This is a genomic window from Vibrio sp. OPT24, assembly GCF_015163545.1.
GTDB classification, from domain to species: domain Bacteria; phylum Pseudomonadota; class Gammaproteobacteria; order Enterobacterales; family Vibrionaceae; genus Vibrio; species Vibrio cyclitrophicus.
Genome location: NZ_JADDYI010000053.1, coordinates 922,151 through 939,153, shown reverse-complemented (window position 1 = coordinate 939,153; position 17,003 = coordinate 922,151). Strand labels below are relative to the sequence as shown.

Below are 17,003 nucleotides of genomic sequence, written 5' to 3'. Positions count from 1 at the left end.
ACAAGATAACGAAAAATCATAATTTACACTTTAATCTTTACTTATAGGTAAGCCCTGAAATGCCACAACAGAACATCAAATTTATCGCTGCTGATATGGACGGCACTCTGCTTAATGAACACGGAAAGTTAGACCCAGAATTCTTCAATCTTTATGAGCGACTAGAAGCTCAAGACATCATTTTTGCTGCGGCATCGGGCCGCCAGTACTACAGCTTGATGGAAACTTTTTCCCCGCTAAAAGATCGCATGATGTTCGTTGCTGAAAACGGCACATTAGTGATGCACAAAGGCCAAGAGCTCTACAGCTGCTTACTTGATACTGATGCCATCAAAGAAATCATTAAAGAAGCGCGTGCGATTGAAGGCGCGCATGTAGTGCTATGTGGTAAGAAATCAGCGTACATCGAAACCAAAGATGAGCGTGCTCTGGCGGAGATCTCTAAGTACTACCATCGCCGAGAGCAAGTAGAAGACTTACTGGCGGTAGAAGACGATTTCATCAAGGTGGCTATCTGTCACTTCGACGGTTCACAAGAGAAAGTGAACCCAACTATTGATGCCAAATTCGGTGAGAACTACCAAGTGGTTGTGAGTGCAAAAATTTGGTTGGATGTGATGAACGCTGAAGCGTCAAAAGGTGCGGCGATTAAGCATCTACAAAACACGTTAGGCTTCACTTACGAGCAGACCATGAGCTTTGGTGATTACCTAAATGACTTGGAAATGCTTAAAGAGAGCTACCACTCTTACGCGATGGAAAACGCACACCCTAAGCTGAAAGAGATCGCTCGTTTTGGTGCGCCAAGTAACATCGATGCAGGTGTGTTCCAAGTGCTAGAGAAGCTGCTCGCGTAATGTGGTAAAGCTCAATCATATTTTTATCAAAGCCAACTCGGTAGTATGAGTTGGCTTTTTTGTTAGGTAATGTTGAATTGAGTTAAATTTGAACGAGTGTTCAGCTTGTTGTAGTCTAATCAGAAAGATGGGTATTCACTTTGAATTGGATACACTTTACTAACGACATTTGGAATGATGATGAGCAATAAACTTCAACTCGATATTATTTCTGACGTAATGTGCCCATGGTGCGTGGTCGGTTACAAAAACTTAGAACAAGCCATTGCTGAGCTTAGCTTGGCAGGTCAAATTGAACTTGAATGGCAGCCGTTTGAGCTGAACCCTGATATGCCGCAAGAGGGTGAAAACATGCGAGACCATATCATGAGAAAATACGGTTCTAGCGCAGAAGAGAGTCAGCGTTCACGTGAGCAGATCGTGGATCGTGGTAAAGCGGTTGGGTTCGACTTTGACTTCTATGAAAGTATGAGAATGGTGAATTCACGTCATCTGCATGTACTTCTCGACTTTGCGCTAGCGTATGGCAAGCAGACTGAGTTAAAGCTACGTTTCTTTCATGCCCATTTTACAGAAGAAAAAGATCTGTCTGATCTTGAGGTTATTGCTCAAGAACTTGAAGCGGTTGGCTTGGATTCTAATAAGGCATTGAAGCGTCTAAAGAATACCGATAACTTGAAGAAAATCCAAGCTCAAGAGTTTGAATGGCAACGCATGGGTATTTCAGCGGTGCCAACAGTGGTATTCAATCGTAAAAGTGCGGTAACAGGTGCTCAGACGGTAGAAACGTACAAGCAAATTCTTCAAGAACTTATTGCTGAATCATAAGCCGATCATTGATATCAATTAGAGTCTGAATCTCATGGAATCACTGTCACTCGCTCAGGCGCAAAAAATGGTACTGCTTTCGCAGAAATTGCCACCTAAGAAGCTGCCGCCTAAAAAGCAACGTAATGGCGGCTCCTTGGCGAATACACTGTCTGCGATTGAAAACCTTGGGTATGTGCAAATTGATACCATCTCTGTGATTCAGCGAGCTCACCATCATACGCTGTGGAATCGTAATCAAGACTATCAGCTTGATCATCTCGACAAGCTGTTAGAGCGTCGAGAGGTGTTTGAGTATTGGTCGCACGCCGCCGCGTATTTACCCATGCGTGACTTCCGATTCAGCCTACATCGCAAGAGTGGATTCGCAAGCGGTAAGCTTAAGCATTGGTATAAAAAAGACGATGCCCTGATGGCGCATGTTCTCAAACGTATTGAGAGCGAAGGGCCGTTGATGGCGAAAGACTTTGAAGGGGATAGGCCAAACCCCGGTGGGTGGGGCGGTAAACCGGCCAAGCAAGCATTGGAAACCTTGTTCATGCAAGGCGATTTAATGGTGCCAAGCCGAGTGAACTTTCATAAAGTGTATGACTTAACCGAGCGAGTTTTACCGAGCGGAATTGATACCTCTGAACCGACTGAACAAGAGTACATCGAGCATCTGATAACTCGTTATTTAGAGGCTAACGGAGTTGGAATAGCGTCGGAAATGAGCTACCTACTCAAGAACACAAAGCCTCTTATTCAGAAAACACTCCAACAGATGTTTGAAAATAATCAGGTGCTGAAAGTGGATGTTCAAGGTTCTGATTACTATGCTCTGCCGTATGCCTTTGACCTGTTGAATCAACCCCTTTCTAGAACCAAACTAAAGATACTGTCGCCATTTGATAATTTGTTGATTCAACGTAAACGAATGCAATCATTGTTCAACTTTGACTACCTCCTTGAGTGCTATGTGCCAGAGGCCAAGCGTCAGTTTGGTTACTTTAGTTTGCCTATTCTGTGGCAGGGTGAGCTGGTGGCACGAATGGATTGCAAAGTTGATAGGAAGAGTGGCTTACTCAATATTCGTAACTTGGTTGTTGAAGATCGAATCAAAAACCATGAATTATTAATTCACGCCTTATGCGATGAGCTTAAACACTTCATGGTGTTCAACCAATGTGATGAGATGGTCGTCCATAACACTACTCCTTCTGAGCTTGGTAAGCACTTGATGAGTCATTGGCAAATGGTTTAGCGTTCATCGTTGCTTTAAAGCCATTAGTAACGCAGCCCACCTTAGTTACTCAGATCACTCTAGTTATTTAGAAAGCTCGGCTAACAAGAACTCGACAAAGGTTCTGTTCTTCAACGACAGTTGCTTGGTCTTGTAGAGTAAGTGAATCGGTTTGGGTAACGGTGCCATGCCGGGCAAGATCTCCAATAGCATTCCACGCTCAATTTCTTCGGCAACTAAGATAGTCGGCTGTAACAATACGCCTACGCCTTGAAGGGCAGCATATCGCAACACATCCCCATTGTTCGACATCAAACGTACTTGCCCTTTATTCACCGCGCTATGCGTTGCTTGGTGGTTCTGAGGAGCTAGGAGTTGCGATTCACTGCTTTGCGCACCCCGCGCTTGTGTATCTCGACCACTCACATCACGACGACTGCTATAGCTGAATCCAAGCGATGGGTGTTGTGCAAGGTCTTCCAACACACGGATTTCTGCATGTTGGTTAAGGTACTCAGGAGCCGCGCAGTAACACATCTCATAATCCCCTAAGTATCTAGCGACTAAACTAGAGTCAGATAGATCGCCGATTCGCACAATCAAATCAATATCGGATGAATAAGGGTCGACAAGGTCATTATTCAACACGAGTTCGACGTTGATCGTTGGGTGATTTGCGAGGAACTTAGCCACTATCGGGGCAAGTACCTTGTTTCCATAGGTGACCGGGCAGTTTATTTTTACCGTGCCTTGAGGCTGGTTTTCCAAGGTTTGAATCAGGTTTTCAGCATTGCTGAGGTCTTCAAGAATTCGTTTACATTCTCGATAATAAAGCTGACCTGAATCGGTTAAAGATTGCTTACGCGTGGTGCGATGAATCAGCTGAGAGTTAAGGCTCGTTTCAAGGTGGTGGACATGTTTACTGATCATGGTTGCCGACAGGTTGAAGTGGTTGGCGGCGCTGCGAAAGCTGCCTTGCTCCACTACGTAAACGAAGACCTTCATGCTAGTTAACTTATCCATTAAACACTCTCAGTTGATAAATAATAAACAAAAGGTGAGTTTATCAATTATTAGGGGTTAATTATATTAATGGCAAACCGATAATTAACTTAAATAAGAGCGTGAAATGCCTCAAACAAACGAAACCATCTTTGTGACTGCCGAACTTAAGATCAAAACCAACATTGAACGTGAGGCTGCGGTTGAAGCTATCGAGCAGTTTTGCCTAGACATGCAAAGCGAACCTGGCTGCCTACAAGCAATTGCGACCTATGATCAAAGCCAAAGCGATCGTGTGATTTTGCTTGAGCAATACGCAAACCGCGAGGCTATTAATCAGCACTTTGTGATGCCTCATACCCAAGCGTTTATTGAGCGTGATATTACGGAATTGGTGCAAGCATTTGAAACACAACGTGGACCTATCAAAACACAAGAGCAGGAGATCTAAGACATGAAATGGGGAATCCTAGGAACCAGTTTTATCTCAGGTGTAATGGCCGATGCGATTAAAGGTGATGCTCAAAGTGAATTGTATGCCGTCGCTGGACGCACAGAGAAAACACTCAATGAGTTTGCTGCACAGTACCAGCCAACACGAACCTTCAACAGCTACGAAGCCTTGATTGAAGACGAGTCGGTCGACATTATCTACATTGCTCTTCCAAACCACGTTCATCACGAATACGTGATTAAAGCGGCTCAAAAAGGCAAAGCTATCTTGTGTGAAAAGTCTCTGTCGGTTGATATGGAAAAAACCGAGCAAGCTTTGCAAGCAGTGAAAGAAGCGGGCGTATTCTTCGCTGAAGGTCTGATGTACCTAAACCATCCACTGATCGCCAAGCTTCATCAAGAGCTAGCGACAGGTGAGATTGGCGAAGTGCGCTCTATTCAAGGTTCCTACGTTGCGGCGATTGATCAGTTTGTTAACCCTGCGAGCAAGGGTGCACTGTACAACTTGGGTTGTTACCCAATGTCTCTGATTCACTCTGTCGCGCAACAACAGTTTGGTGAGAGTGTGTTTGATGATGTGCAGATCTCAGCAATCGGTCGACGAGGTCAAGATGGCAATATCTGTGAATCGTCGGCGATGATACGTTTTAATGACCACTTCACCGCACAAATCCATACCGCAGAAGACCACGGCTTAAAGCATGGCTTCACGATTCTAGGCAGCAAAGGCTGCATCACTATTGATACTAACCCATGGTTACCGACCGAAGAAAACTCGTTTACGGTAGAGATCTATGAAACGTCGACACGTGAAGTGAAAGTTGCAGCCCAAGGCGACGGTTTCCACTATCAAGTTCGTAATATTCGCCAAGCAGTTGAGCGAGGTGACACACAACTTGCTGCGCCAATGGCGACCCATCAAGACTCGCGCGTAATCATGAAGCTATTAACCGATTGGGATCTCGCGGCGAGTTAGTGTCTTAGTCAATTCTATGTTCGCCTCATGCTTGATAGCCTTGTCAGTGATCAAGCAGGAGGCGTTTCCTCTATATCTTCTAGCCGACTCTCCTAATAAATACTTTGCATTTGAAACTGCCACAGTGTCCAATGTCGGTTAAGACAATATTGACAGAAAAACCTTATTTTTTAAGGTGTTAAATAGGACCTTTGCCGCATGCGTAAATCAGACAAGAAGATCGAGAATCAAATCAGAGATGTGTTAAATGATGTTTGTGAAGATACACTGAAAGGCTTCGATGGTTTTTTGTGGGTGACTCACTCGGTCAACTTCTCTTCATTCCCACAAAGTTTGAAAATTGTCTGTGTATTCGATACCAACCAGGATAGAACGAACTTCTTAAATGGCGAAGGTCAACAGAGTGTCTCTGCGGCAATCCAACAAGCGTTCAATCAAGTTGGGATTCAACTGAAGAATATCGATAAGCACATCAGTTACGATACACAAGAAAATTGCGACCGAGACCATCAAGGGAAGTGGAATAAAAGGCTTTAATACTTTTTCTGCTTTAGAGCCCCCCTGTGTTGTGATCAAAAGGTCGTGAAATGAAAAAAGCTTAAATATCGCTTAACAAGAACACACTGCTAAGTGTGTTCGAGCAACTTTTAATACCAGCCTTATGGCTACTCGCAGGAAGTGTCGTTTGGTTTGTTTGGTTTGTTTGGTTTGTGTGGGGGATTAACGTTGTCCCCTTTGACGATCCTTACCTCTCTGATACTGAGTATCAGCGTCTAATTAAGTAAGAAACTCAGTTGATCAATATCGGCCTATGGGTAGGCAAGCTTTATATCGCGTGTGTGGTGATGTTTTTTATTGTACGCGTTAGGAAAGTGCTTCGAGCCTCAAGCGATTGATGAAATCAGTAAGGGTTTCGCTTTGAACAACTTTTTGTATCAATTTGACCTGGGCTTCGGTCATGGTTTTCGCAAGTGCATTTTCTTGTTCGATGCGTTCCATTCGTTCACTAAACGTTTCGGTGTGCGCGGAAAATACAAAAGTAACGGGTAAAACCAATGCCAAAAGGCGCTTGAAAAACATAACCTAACTCGTTGAATGGACTCATGACTATTATGCCGACCAACGACAATATTATTAATGAATAAACACGCTTAACTGTAAAAATTATTTTTATCGAGTGGATAAATAAATGTTCTTGGAATTGGGTTATTCAGGCTCTGAATGTTTGGTTGGTGAGCCTGAAAATTGATGAGGATCCGTTACGAATTAATGACCTTAATACCTTTGTCTTGAAGTTCATCAATCACACTACTCGAAAGATCAATATCGGTGATCACGCCATCAAGCGCGCTTAAATCTAAGGCGTGGAAGGTAGCGATGCGCCCGTATTTGGTTGAGTCTGAAATCAGATAGTTTGAATTAGCTGCTTGAACAATGGCTTGTTTGACTAACACCTTATTTTCACAAGGTGTCGAGAGCCCTTTTAGATTCCAAGATGAAGAAGAGATAAACGCAATATCAATATTCATCCCTGCCAAAAACTCAGCCACTTTACCCCCAATACTCGATTGATTTTCACGGTCAATCTTGCCACCAGTATGGTAAATCTCAGATTGTGTGTTGTTCATTAGGTACGCGGCAATTGCGAAGTCATTGGTGATGATAAGCAGATCATCTCGCCCTGCAAGTTGGTGGGCGATCTCCAAAGAGGTTGTTCCAGCGTCTAAGTAGATAGTCGAATACTTAGGAACCAATTGAGCCGCTAGTTGACCTATTTGAGCTTTTTCGCTTGCTTGCTGTTCTACCTTTATGTCGTGTGACAATTCGCTGTGAAGTGCTTTAGTCAGCTGAACACCGCCCGAAACTGAAATCACTTTCCCTGATGTCTCTAGCTTTACGATATCCCGACGAATGGTCATATGAGAGACCTCTAGGTGCTCTACAAGCTCAGAAATACTGATCACTTCTTGGTGTGATAATAGTGACAAAATGGTTCTCTGACGTTCCGCTGGAATCATGATTCTTCTTCTATGTTCTTATTTTTCATCATCCTATCAATCTTTCTCTGTTTTGTGAATATCTGTGAATATCTGTTGTTAAATAGTAATTAGAACTGTGATAGTCGCCGAAATTACCATTATCAAATGCCTCGAAAGGGTTAAATTACTCATAAGTGTTAACTTTTGTTAAAAGTGTGACTTGTCACTAAGTCGCATTCGATTGCTTCACATATAATCACAAACATAAACAAGAATTAACAAATTTAGAGTTTAACAATTACGTGAAAGGCATCTTGCTATGAATGAAGTTCAATCTGTTGGTGTTATCGGTTTAGGTTCTATGGGCATGGGCGCAGCGAAGTCATGTGTGCGAGCAGGGCTTGATGTATATGGTTTCGATTTGAATCCGCAAGCGCTTGAAACCTTGGGTGAATATGGTGCAAAAGTGGTCTCGACAAGTGCGGTTGAGTTTGCAGACAAACTTGATTCTGTTTTGATATTAGTTGTGAATGCTGCTCAAGTTAACACGGTACTGTTTAAGACTGGTCTTGCGGCGGCACTAAGACCTAATACACCGATTATGGTATCGGCGACGATTTCCGCGGAAGACGCAAAACAAATCGAAGCTCAGTTATCTGAGTACGGTCTTGTGATGCTTGATGCTCCCGTTTCAGGTGGTGCAGTAAAAGCAGAAGCCGGTGAAATGACCATTATGGCTTCAGGCGCAGTAAGTACATTTGAAGCTCTGGCTCCTGTACTCGATGCAACTGCAGCAAAAGTCTACAACATTGGCGAAGCGGTTGGACTTGGCGCGACTGTGAAGATTATTCACCAGTTACTTGCAGGTGTTCACATTGCTGCTGGCGCGGAAGCGATGGCATTAGCGGCACGCGCAAACATCCCTCTAGATCTGATGTATGACGTAGTGACTAACGCAGCGGGTAACTCTTGGATGTTCGAGAATCGTATGAAGCACGTTGTTGATGGTGATTACTCTCCAAAATCTATGGTCGATATCTTCGTAAAAGATTTGAACTTGGTATCGGATACCGCTCAAGACCTGAAATTCCCACTTCCTCTATCAAGTGCAGCACTGAATATGTTCGTGAGTGCGAGTAATGCTGGCTTTGGTCAAGAAGACGACAGCGCTGTGATCAAAGTGTTTCAAGGCATTGACCTGCCAGGTGTTAACACACCAAAAGTGGAGAAGTAATCATGTTATTAGGCGTTATTGCAGACGACTTTACTGGTGCGACAGATATCGCGGGTTTCCTTGTTGAAAACGGTATGCGCACTATCCAATTAAATGGCATTCCTACTGGTGATTTTGAGGTTGCAGCGGATGCGGTCGTGATCAGCCTTAAATCACGTTCTTGCCCCGTTGATGAAGCTATTACCGACTCCGTTGCCGGGCTTAAATGGCTACAAGCACAAGGCTGCCAACAGTTTTACTTCAAATATTGCTCCACTTTCGACAGCACGGCTGAGGGCAATATTGGGCCTGTCACTGATGCGCTTTTAGCGGAACTTGGGGAATCATTTACGATGGTTTGCCCTGCATTGCCAGTAAATGGTCGTACGGTTTACAACGGTCACTTGTTTGTTTTTGGTGAGTTGCTCTGTGATTCAGGTATGCGTTATCACCCTGTTACACCAATGACGGATTCAAGTGTGGTTCGAATGATGGACGCACAGTCAGCAGGTGTTTCCGGTTTAGTTAACTTTCAAACGATTGAACAGGGCTCTGATGCTGTTACCGCTCGTCTTAACGAACTCAAAGCTCAAGGTAGTCGCTACGCCGTGGTAGACGCATTTAATGCAGAGCACTTGGTGACGTTAGGTCAAGCGGCTAAATCTCTGAAACTAATCACAGGTGGCTCAGGCCTAGCTGCTGGTATTGCTAAAAATTGGACGAAACATCTTGCTGACCAAAGTGATGCAAAACATGCAGGTAGCCCAGTCAAAGCACCAACGGTTGTATTCTCTGGTTCTTGTTCAGTGATGACTAACCAACAAGTTGCGCTATACAAACAGCTTGCTCCTCACTTTGCTATCGATGTGAAGGCTTGCTTAACCAATGATCAATACGCCAATGAAGTATTCGATTGGGTGATGACTCATATTCAAAGTGAATTTGCACCGTTGGTATACGCGACGGCTGAAGCAACGGCACTAAAAGTTATTCAAGAAGAGTATGGCGCGCATGCCTCTAGTCATGCGGTTGAACAGTTCTTTAGCCAGCTAGCGATTAAGTTGCAGCAGAACGGAGTGAAGAACTTCATTGTCGCTGGTGGTGAAACCTCTGGTGTAGTGACCCAAAGCTTGGCTGTGAAAGGTTTTCATATTGGCCCTCAAATCGCACCAGGTGTGCCTTGGGTGAGGTCGGTTGAAGGTGATCTTTCATTGGCACTTAAATCTGGCAACTTTGGTGATGAAAACTTCTTCGCTAAAGCTCAATCATTCTTTTCATAAGCGAGATTCAAATGAGTAAAGTTTTGATGAACGAGCAGCAGTTAAGAGAGCAAATGGTCACGCTCGCTCGTTCAATGTTCGAGCGAGGTTATGCTACAGGTGGCGCAGGTAACCTATCTATCAAATTGCCAAATGGACATTTTCTAGCAACACCAACAGGCTCTTCATTTGGTCGCCTTATCGCTGAGGAATTGTCGGTTGTTGATATTGATGGTAACCACATTTCAGGTAAGAAGCCTTCGAAAGAAGCCGCGTTCCACTTAGCGATTTATAGAAATAATGAAGAGTGCAATGCGATTGTGCACCTGCACTCTACATATCTAACTGCACTGTCTTGCCTTGAAGGGTTGGATGGTAACAACGCGATTAAGGCTTTCACACCGTATTTCGTGATGCGAATTGGTGAGTTGCCAGTGATTCCTTACCTACGGCCCGGCGACCCAAAAATTGCTGAAGAGTTGGCAAAACGAGCAGGTGATTATCGAGCATTTTTGTTAGCAAACCACGGCCCAGTAGTCACTGGTACCGATTTTGTAGATGCGGTGGATAACGCCGAAGAACTGGAAGAGACCGCTAAATTGGCGTTCTTATTGAAAGATAAAGACATCCGTTACCTAACAGACGAAGAAGTGATGGATTTAAAAGGGAGAGGAAAATAATGGCTAAGTTCGCTGCAAACTTAACAATGCTGTTCACAGAAGTGCCATTTCTAGAGCGTTTTGAGAAGGCACACCAAGCGGGCTTCAAAGCAGTTGAATACCTATTCCCTTATGTATTTGAGGCCGAAGAGCTTTCAGAAAAAATGCAGAAATTTGGTTTTGAACAAGCGCTCTTTAATATGCCTCCAGGTGATTGGGATGCAGGCGAGCGTGGCTTTGCCGCTATTCCTGGTCGTGAAGATGAATTCAAAGCCAGTGTCGACAACGCGCTTATGTATGCCAAAGCTTTAGGCTGTAAAAAAGTACACGCTATGTCTGGTCTACTGGATGAACGTTTTACTAAAGAGCAACACGTAGAGACGTTCATATCGAACATTCGTTTTGCGGCAGACCAGTTTGCTGAGCAAAACATTGAATTGATGATTGAACCGCTGAATAGCCGTGATGTTCCTAATTACTTCGTTGCTCACCAACGTGATGCTGTCGAACTGATTAAGTTGGTCGATAGGCCAAATGTGAAGTTGCAACTCGACCTTTATCACGCGCAAATTATGGATGGTGATTTAAGTACTTTGATTCGTGAAGTTGCTGCTTATACCGGCCATATCCAAATTGCTTCTGTACCAGAAAGGCATGAACCATCGGAAGGCGAATTGAGCTACCCACACTTATTTAGTGTTTTGGATGATTCAGGTTACCAAGGTTGGATTGGTTGTGAATATAACCCAAGAGGCACGACAGAAGAGGGGCTTGGCTGGGTAAAAAGTTATTTATAGCGTGGTGTGAATGGCGTTTATATGTAACGAACCATAAAAGTAAAAACTGATTTAGATAACACGGCTTACAGGTAAGCCAACACATAACGATAAAGTGCAATAGGTGATCCCGATATCACCTATATGCACCACCCTACAATTTTCATAAAAATGAAGAAAGAGACAAAAGGAATATAAAATGGATGGAGCACTGATAGGCATCGTAATTGGCATTTTAGCCATGATGGGTATGATTATTAAAACGAGAATCCCAGTCGCACTTGCTATGATTATTGCAAGTATCATCATGGGTCTGTTTGCAGGAATGGCACCAACCGAATTGATCAACGCAATTAAAGCAGGCTTCGGTGGTGTTTTAGGCGGCATTGGCCTGATTATCGCGTTTGGCGTGATCATGGGCGCGTGTTTCGAGCGTTCTGGGGCTGCGGTTCGTATGGCAAAAACCTTTGTTAAGCTTTGTGGTAAAGGCCGTGAAGATTTAGCACTAGGTTTCACTGGCGTATTAGTGGCTATCCCGGTTTTTTGTGACTCTGCGTACATCATTTTGCATTCCCTTGTTCGCGCAATCTCACGAGATACGGGTAAGTCAGCGGTTGGCCTTGGTGTGACTCTAGCACTTGGTTTGCTTATCACTCACGCACTTGTGCCACCAACACCGGGCCCAGTTGCTGTGGCTGGAATTCTAGGTGTAGATCTAGGTGAGTACATGTTGTGGGGTTTGATGGTTTCTATCCCTATGATGCTTCTTTCTATGATTTATATTCGCCGAGTAGGTAACGAGTACTACCGCGTACCAAACGGTGAAACATGGATTACGAACCAAGCTGATTGGGCAAACCTTGAAAAAGTAAAAGAAACAGATGACAGAGAGCTACCAAGTAACTTTTTATCATTCGGTCCAATTTTGTTGCCAATCGCATTCATTCTAATCAATACGCTTGTTGGTCAAGGTGATACTGCAATGCACAACGTTATTTCGTTGATTGGTAACCCAGTGGTGGCTGTAGGTATCGGTGTTCTTATGGCGCTATACGGTCTTACTCGCCACATCGAACGTAAAGACATGGTTAGCTCTATGGATGATGCGCTATCGACTACAGGTCTAATATTAGTAGTTACTGGTTGTGGTGGTGCAATGGGGGCTGTACTTAAAGCATCAGGTGCTGGGCCTCAAGTTGCAGAAGCGATCGCGAGCAGTGGCATTCCACCATTATTAGTACCATTAGCAATTGCATCTATGCTTCGCTTAATCCAAGGTTCAGCAACGGCGTCCATGATGGTTGCGGCGACAATGACATTACCTCTTGTTGAAACGTTAGGTTTGGATCCTGTGTTCGTGGCCCTTGCTTGTGCAGTAGGTCCTGTAGGCTTCTCTCACTTGAATGATTCATACTTTCATATCATTAACCGTACGTTAGGTATTACTGAACTTGCAGACCAAATCAAGATCTGGTCTGTGTCTTCAACTATCGCATGGGCGATTGGTGCAAGCATCATCATGGTTCTCAACCTGGTATTTGGTAAAGGCGGTACGTGGATTGATCCACTGATACCAATTGCTGTGTTAGGTGCTCTGTTTGTGTGGCTAAAAAGTAAAGAGAAATCACAAGTAAAGACAGCCGTTACTAACTAATATTACATAGCTTTATATACTGCCCCTATTAAGTGATTAGCTTGCTGATCTTCAATAGGGGCATTTTTGGATCGGGCACTCATCAAAATTACTAATCTTTTGGATATCTCAGTATGAAAATTGTTATTGCACCAGACTCGTTTAAAGAGTCTTTATCTGCCTTATCGGTGGCAGCGTGTATCGAAAAGGGCTTTCGTGAAATCTTCCCTGACGCTGACTATGTGACCTTGCCTTTGGCCGATGGCGGTGAAGGGACTGTGGATGTATTGCTCCAAGGGCTTTTTGGTGAAAAGCGACATAGCCAAGTCGAAGGGCCGTTAGGGCAACCAGTCAATGCAGAATGGGCAATGCTAGAACCGTCGGATCAGAATCCTAAGAAAACGGCTTTAATTGAGGTCGCCGCTGCCTCTGGTTTGGATTTACTTAAATCAGAACAGCGTAACCCGTTAATAGCTTCTTCATTTGGTACAGGGCAATTAATCTTAGAAGCCATTGAACAAGGTGCTGAGAGCATTATTTTAGGATTGGGTGGCAGTGCGACCAACGATGGTGGTGCAGGTATTGTTCAAGCGTTAGGTGGACGCTTGTTAGTTAGTAAAGGGCAAGATAGTACTGGACAAGAGCTTGGCCGAGGTGGTGCTGCACTTGCAGAATTAGCATCAATAGATCTTACAGGTTTGGATTCGCGCTATGCAGATGTCGAGTTGATTGTGGCATGCGATGTTGATAATCCATTGTGTGGCGATAACGGTGCCAGCCATGTATTTGGTCCGCAAAAAGGAGCGACACCTGAACAAGTCTTAATGCTTGATAAGGCGCTTGCGAATTTTGCTCAAGTCGCAGAAACGCAAGGTTGTGTAGACGGCGGTGAATCCGTTCAAAAGCGTATGGGTTATGGTGCGGCTGGTGGCTCGCCGATGGGACTTGGTTTGCTATTCAACATGCAAATTAAACCTGGTATCGAGATGGTACTGGACGTTTTGCAAGCCGATGATGTGTTGAAAGGTGCCGACCTTGTGATTACCGGTGAAGGGCAGATGGACAATCAAACTCTGCAAGGAAAAACACCTTATGGCATTGCCAAACGTGCGAGCTTACAGGGCATTCCAACCATAGGAATTGCCGGATCTTTAGGCACCGAAGTAGAAGCGCTTTACGGCGAAATGAGCAGCTTGTTTGGAACTGTAAGATCGCCACAAACTTTAGAAAAAGTATTACAAGAGGCGGAGCTTAACTTAACAAGAACGGCAAGAAATATCGCAGCGACTTTACGGTTAGGTCACAAAATATCTCAAAAATAGTGGGCTTCTACGAGGTAGGCTGCGCCTAGCTTTGGTTTGCTGTGTTTTGTAAGTTCATGATTATTATATTGTAAATATTATTGTCAATATTGAATGATTATGATTTAGATCATTAATTTGATAGGTTTTATCCATGATAACTATAAATACAAACGATTATATTTTACTTTAGCCCAGGCGTATCCTATATCCTTAATTACTGCGTGGTTTTGTGTGATGAATAGCCACCATTCAGAAGTAAAGATGCAACAAAGATGGTGCATCTAAAAGGTAATAAGGAATAGATGATGAGTAAAAAATTAACTACAGCTGCGGGTTGCCCTGTTGCTCATAACCAGAATGTTCAAACTGCGGGTAAACGCGGTCCTCAACTTCTTCAAGATGTTTGGTTTTTAGAAAAAATGGCGCATTTTGATCGTGAGGTGATTCCAGAGCGTCGTATGCACGCGAAAGGTTCAGGGGCTTACGGCACTTTCACTGTGACTCACGATATTACTCAATACACCAAAGCTAAACTATTCTCTGAAATTGGTAAAAAGACGGATCTGTTTGCACGATTTACAACGGTAGCGGGCGAACGTGGCGCAGCGGACGCGGAGCGTGATATTCGCGGTTTCGCGTTGAAGTTTTATACTGAAGAAGGTAACTGGGATATGGTGGGTAACAACACGCCAGTATTCTTCCTTCGTGATCCTCTTAAGTTCCCAGACTTAAACCACGCCGTTAAACGTGACCCTCGCACTAACATGCGCAGCGCGAAGAACAACTGGGATTTCTGGACTTCTTTACCTGAAGCACTTCACCAAATTACTATCGTGATGAGTGATCGCGGTATCCCTGCGACTTACCGCCACATGCATGGTTTCGGCAGTCACACGTTCAGCTTCATCAATGCTGACAACGAACGTTTCTGGGTTAAATTCCACTTCAAATCTCAGCAAGGTATTAAGAACTTGTCTGACGCAGAAGCGGCACAAGTGATCGGTGATGATCGTGAAAGCCACCAACGCGATTTGCTAGACAGCATCGATAATCAAGATTTCCCGAAATGGACGTTGAAAGTTCAAATTATGCCAGAAGCTGATGCGGCAACGGTTCCTTACAACCCATTCGACTTAACTAAGATTTGGCCTCACGCTGATTACCCATTAATTGAAGTGGGCGAATTTGAGCTAAACCGTAATCCACAAAACTTCTTCGCAGAAGTTGAGCAGTCGGCGTTCAACCCAGCAAACGTAGTTCCGGGTATCAGTTTCTCACCAGATAAGATGCTTCAAGGTCGCCTATTTGCTTACGGTGATGCACAGCGGTACCGTCTAGGTGTTAATCATCAGCATATCCCAGTAAACGCACCTCGCTGTCCTGTACACAGTTATCACCGTGATGGTGCGATGCGTGTTGATGGTAACTTTGGTAGCACATTAGGTTATGAACCAAACAATGAAGGCCAATGGGCAGAGCAACCCGATTTTGCAGAACCAGCATTGAATCTTGATGGCGCAGCAGCGCATTGGGATCACCGTGAAGATGAAGATTACTTCTCGCAACCCGGTGACCTATTCCGTCTGATGACACCAGAGAAGCAAGCGATACTGTTTGATAATACCGCTCGTAACTTAGGCGGTGTACCAAAAGAGATTCAACTACGTCACTTAAGACACTGTTACAAAGCTGACCCTGCATATGGTGAAGGTATTGGTAAACTGCTTGAAATCGACGTAAGCGAGTTTAATTCGTAACGGTTTAATCTAATTCGATTTAGATGCTTAAACTTTAAAAGCTGTTGGGTGAACACCTAGCAGCTTTTTTCTATTTTAATTGATAGCTTTTGCCTATCGAAGTTATCAATTTATCCCATTATATTTCTAAGCCTGAGCGGATTATTCTGTCCCTATCAATTTATAAAGTAGTTGGGTTTGAGATGAGTAAAAGCGCATTAATCGTTGAAGGTGGAGCAATGAGAGGTATTTTCGCTGCCGGAGTGTTGGATGCTTTTATGCAAGACGACTTCCGTCCTTATGATTTTGCCATTGGCGTATCTGCGGGTGTGTCTAATTTGGTGGGTTACTTATCTCAAGCACCGAAGCGTAGTTATGATGTTATTACAACGATGGCAACCGATAAGACGTTTTTTAACCCCGCGCGCTTTGCCAAAGGTGGCAACTTAGTAGACGTGAAGTGGTTATGGAACGAATCCAATCAACGTTATCCACTCGATTGTGGTGAGCTGTTTTCAAGCCTCCCACTCATAGCAGCTGTCACAAATGTCGATACGGGTAGTGCAGACTACTATCATATCAAGCCAGAAAACCTTTCTAATGTGGTTGAAGCAACAACAGCTTTACCTATAGCTTACCGCGAAACACCGTGTTTCTCGGGTGGTTGTTATACCGATGGTGGTGTAGCGGATTCGATTCCGGTTCGCGAAGCATACCGTCGCGGCGCACGAGACATTACGGTGATTCTTTCTCATCCTCTTAGCTACCGAATGAAACCGCAGAGGTATCAGTGGATGCTGAAAAAGCTGTTAAAGAAATTCCCAAATATTGCTGAGTCGATGGCTGTGCGCGCCGAAAACTACAACCAGTCTTTGGAGTTCATTCGTAACCCTCCCAAAGATGCGACCATTAAAGTGATTGCGCCGCCAGAAGCCTTCGCGGTGAAGCGTTTGACCATGGATCAAGTGACACTTGATGCAGGTTACGAGATGGGCATCCAAGCTGGGGAAGAGCATATCGCGATCCGAAAAGGCGTGTATGGTTTGGATATTGAAGATTGTCACTTTTGTGTCTAGTTCTGTTTTCGATAATGGACTAAGCTAAAA

Annotated in this window: 17 protein-coding genes; 14 read left to right on the top strand and 3 right to left on the bottom strand. The window is 44.1% G+C overall.

The genetic code is table 11. The annotated features are described in order from the left end of the window. Window positions 1–59: 59 nt before the first annotated feature. The 3 genes from IQO02_RS17810 to IQO02_RS17800 all read left to right on the top strand — a co-directional run bounded on the left by IQO02_RS17810 (window position 60) and on the right by IQO02_RS17800 (window position 2,928). Entirely contained in the window at window positions 60–857 is a 798-nt protein-coding gene (locus tag IQO02_RS17810; protein ID WP_102282461.1) for a Cof-type HAD-IIB family hydrolase, read from the top strand. Window positions 858–1,037: 180 nt separating this feature from the next. Then, window positions 1,038–1,685, top strand: coding sequence for a DsbA family oxidoreductase (locus tag IQO02_RS17805; protein WP_102282460.1), 648 nt, complete (start codon window positions 1,038–1,040; stop codon window positions 1,683–1,685). Window positions 1,686–1,719: 34 nt separating this feature from the next. After that, the gene (locus IQO02_RS17800) at window positions 1,720–2,928 is read left to right on the top strand and encodes a winged helix-turn-helix domain-containing protein (RefSeq protein WP_102282459.1); all 1,209 of its coding nucleotides are present in this window, start codon (window positions 1,720–1,722) and stop codon (window positions 2,926–2,928) included. A 63-nt stretch (window positions 2,929–2,991) separates the two neighbouring features. Here IQO02_RS17800 and IQO02_RS17795 read toward each other — a convergent pair whose 3' ends face one another. Beyond that, the gene (locus tag IQO02_RS17795; protein WP_016767368.1) at window positions 2,992–3,930 is read right to left on the bottom strand and encodes a LysR substrate-binding domain-containing protein; all 939 of its coding nucleotides are present in this window, start codon (window positions 3,928–3,930) and stop codon (window positions 2,992–2,994) included. A gap of 106 nt (window positions 3,931–4,036) precedes the next feature. Here IQO02_RS17795 and IQO02_RS17790 point away from each other — a divergent pair, with 106 nt between their 5' ends. From IQO02_RS17790 to IQO02_RS17780, 3 genes are all read left to right on the top strand, one after another. Then, entirely contained in the window at window positions 4,037–4,360 is a 324-nt protein-coding gene (locus IQO02_RS17790; RefSeq protein WP_010431757.1) for a putative quinol monooxygenase, read from the top strand. A 3-nt stretch (window positions 4,361–4,363) separates the two neighbouring features. Further along, complete coding sequence (locus tag IQO02_RS17785; RefSeq protein WP_016800420.1) at window positions 4,364–5,338, top strand: Gfo/Idh/MocA family protein; 975 nt, start codon at window positions 4,364–4,366, stop codon at window positions 5,336–5,338. Between the two features lie 198 nt (window positions 5,339–5,536). Then, window positions 5,537–5,875, top strand: coding sequence for a hypothetical protein (locus IQO02_RS17780; RefSeq protein WP_010431750.1), 339 nt, complete (start codon window positions 5,537–5,539; stop codon window positions 5,873–5,875). A gap of 327 nt (window positions 5,876–6,202) precedes the next feature. Here the strand turns inward: IQO02_RS17780 and IQO02_RS17775 are convergent, their stop codons facing one another. Further along, window positions 6,203–6,418, bottom strand: a complete 216-nt coding sequence (locus IQO02_RS17775) for a hypothetical protein (protein WP_016767370.1) — start codon at window positions 6,416–6,418, stop codon at window positions 6,203–6,205. A 179-nt stretch (window positions 6,419–6,597) separates the two neighbouring features. Beyond that, window positions 6,598–7,356 (bottom strand): DeoR/GlpR family DNA-binding transcription regulator, encoded by a 759-nt coding sequence (locus tag IQO02_RS17770; RefSeq protein WP_010431743.1) that lies wholly within the window; start codon window positions 7,354–7,356, stop codon window positions 6,598–6,600. A 280-nt stretch (window positions 7,357–7,636) separates the two neighbouring features. Here IQO02_RS17770 and ltnD point away from each other — a divergent pair, with 280 nt between their 5' ends. The 8 genes from ltnD to IQO02_RS17730 all read left to right on the top strand — a co-directional run bounded on the left by ltnD (window position 7,637) and on the right by IQO02_RS17730 (window position 16,973). Further along, complete coding sequence (gene ltnD, locus IQO02_RS17765; protein WP_010431740.1) at window positions 7,637–8,551, top strand: L-threonate dehydrogenase; 915 nt, start codon at window positions 7,637–7,639, stop codon at window positions 8,549–8,551. 2 nt (window positions 8,552–8,553) lie between these two features. Beyond that, window positions 8,554–9,810, top strand: coding sequence for a 3-oxo-tetronate kinase (gene otnK / locus IQO02_RS17760; RefSeq protein WP_010431737.1), 1,257 nt, complete (start codon window positions 8,554–8,556; stop codon window positions 9,808–9,810). 11 nt (window positions 9,811–9,821) lie between these two features. Continuing rightward, complete coding sequence (locus IQO02_RS17755; protein WP_016784348.1) at window positions 9,822–10,469, top strand: aldolase; 648 nt, start codon at window positions 9,822–9,824, stop codon at window positions 10,467–10,469. Further along, window positions 10,469–11,245, top strand: coding sequence for a 2-oxo-tetronate isomerase (gene otnI / locus IQO02_RS17750; RefSeq protein ID WP_065099283.1), 777 nt, complete (start codon window positions 10,469–10,471; stop codon window positions 11,243–11,245). The genes IQO02_RS17755 and otnI overlap by 1 nt, the downstream gene beginning before the upstream one ends. A gap of 178 nt (window positions 11,246–11,423) precedes the next feature. Further along, the gene (locus IQO02_RS17745; protein ID WP_010431730.1) at window positions 11,424–12,878 is read left to right on the top strand and encodes a GntP family permease; all 1,455 of its coding nucleotides are present in this window, start codon (window positions 11,424–11,426) and stop codon (window positions 12,876–12,878) included. Window positions 12,879–12,991: 113 nt separating this feature from the next. Then, window positions 12,992–14,179: a glycerate kinase gene (locus IQO02_RS17740; RefSeq protein WP_016794833.1), complete on the top strand. Its 1,188-nt coding sequence runs from the start codon at window positions 12,992–12,994 to the stop codon at window positions 14,177–14,179. A gap of 287 nt (window positions 14,180–14,466) precedes the next feature. Then, window positions 14,467–15,918 carry a catalase gene (locus IQO02_RS17735; RefSeq protein WP_010431722.1) on the top strand — a complete coding sequence of 484 codons (1,452 nt, stop codon included), beginning with the start codon at window positions 14,467–14,469 and terminating at the stop codon, window positions 15,916–15,918. A gap of 182 nt (window positions 15,919–16,100) precedes the next feature. Then, complete coding sequence (locus IQO02_RS17730) at window positions 16,101–16,973, top strand: patatin-like phospholipase family protein (protein WP_010431719.1); 873 nt, start codon at window positions 16,101–16,103, stop codon at window positions 16,971–16,973. Window positions 16,974–17,003: the final 30 nt, after the last annotated feature.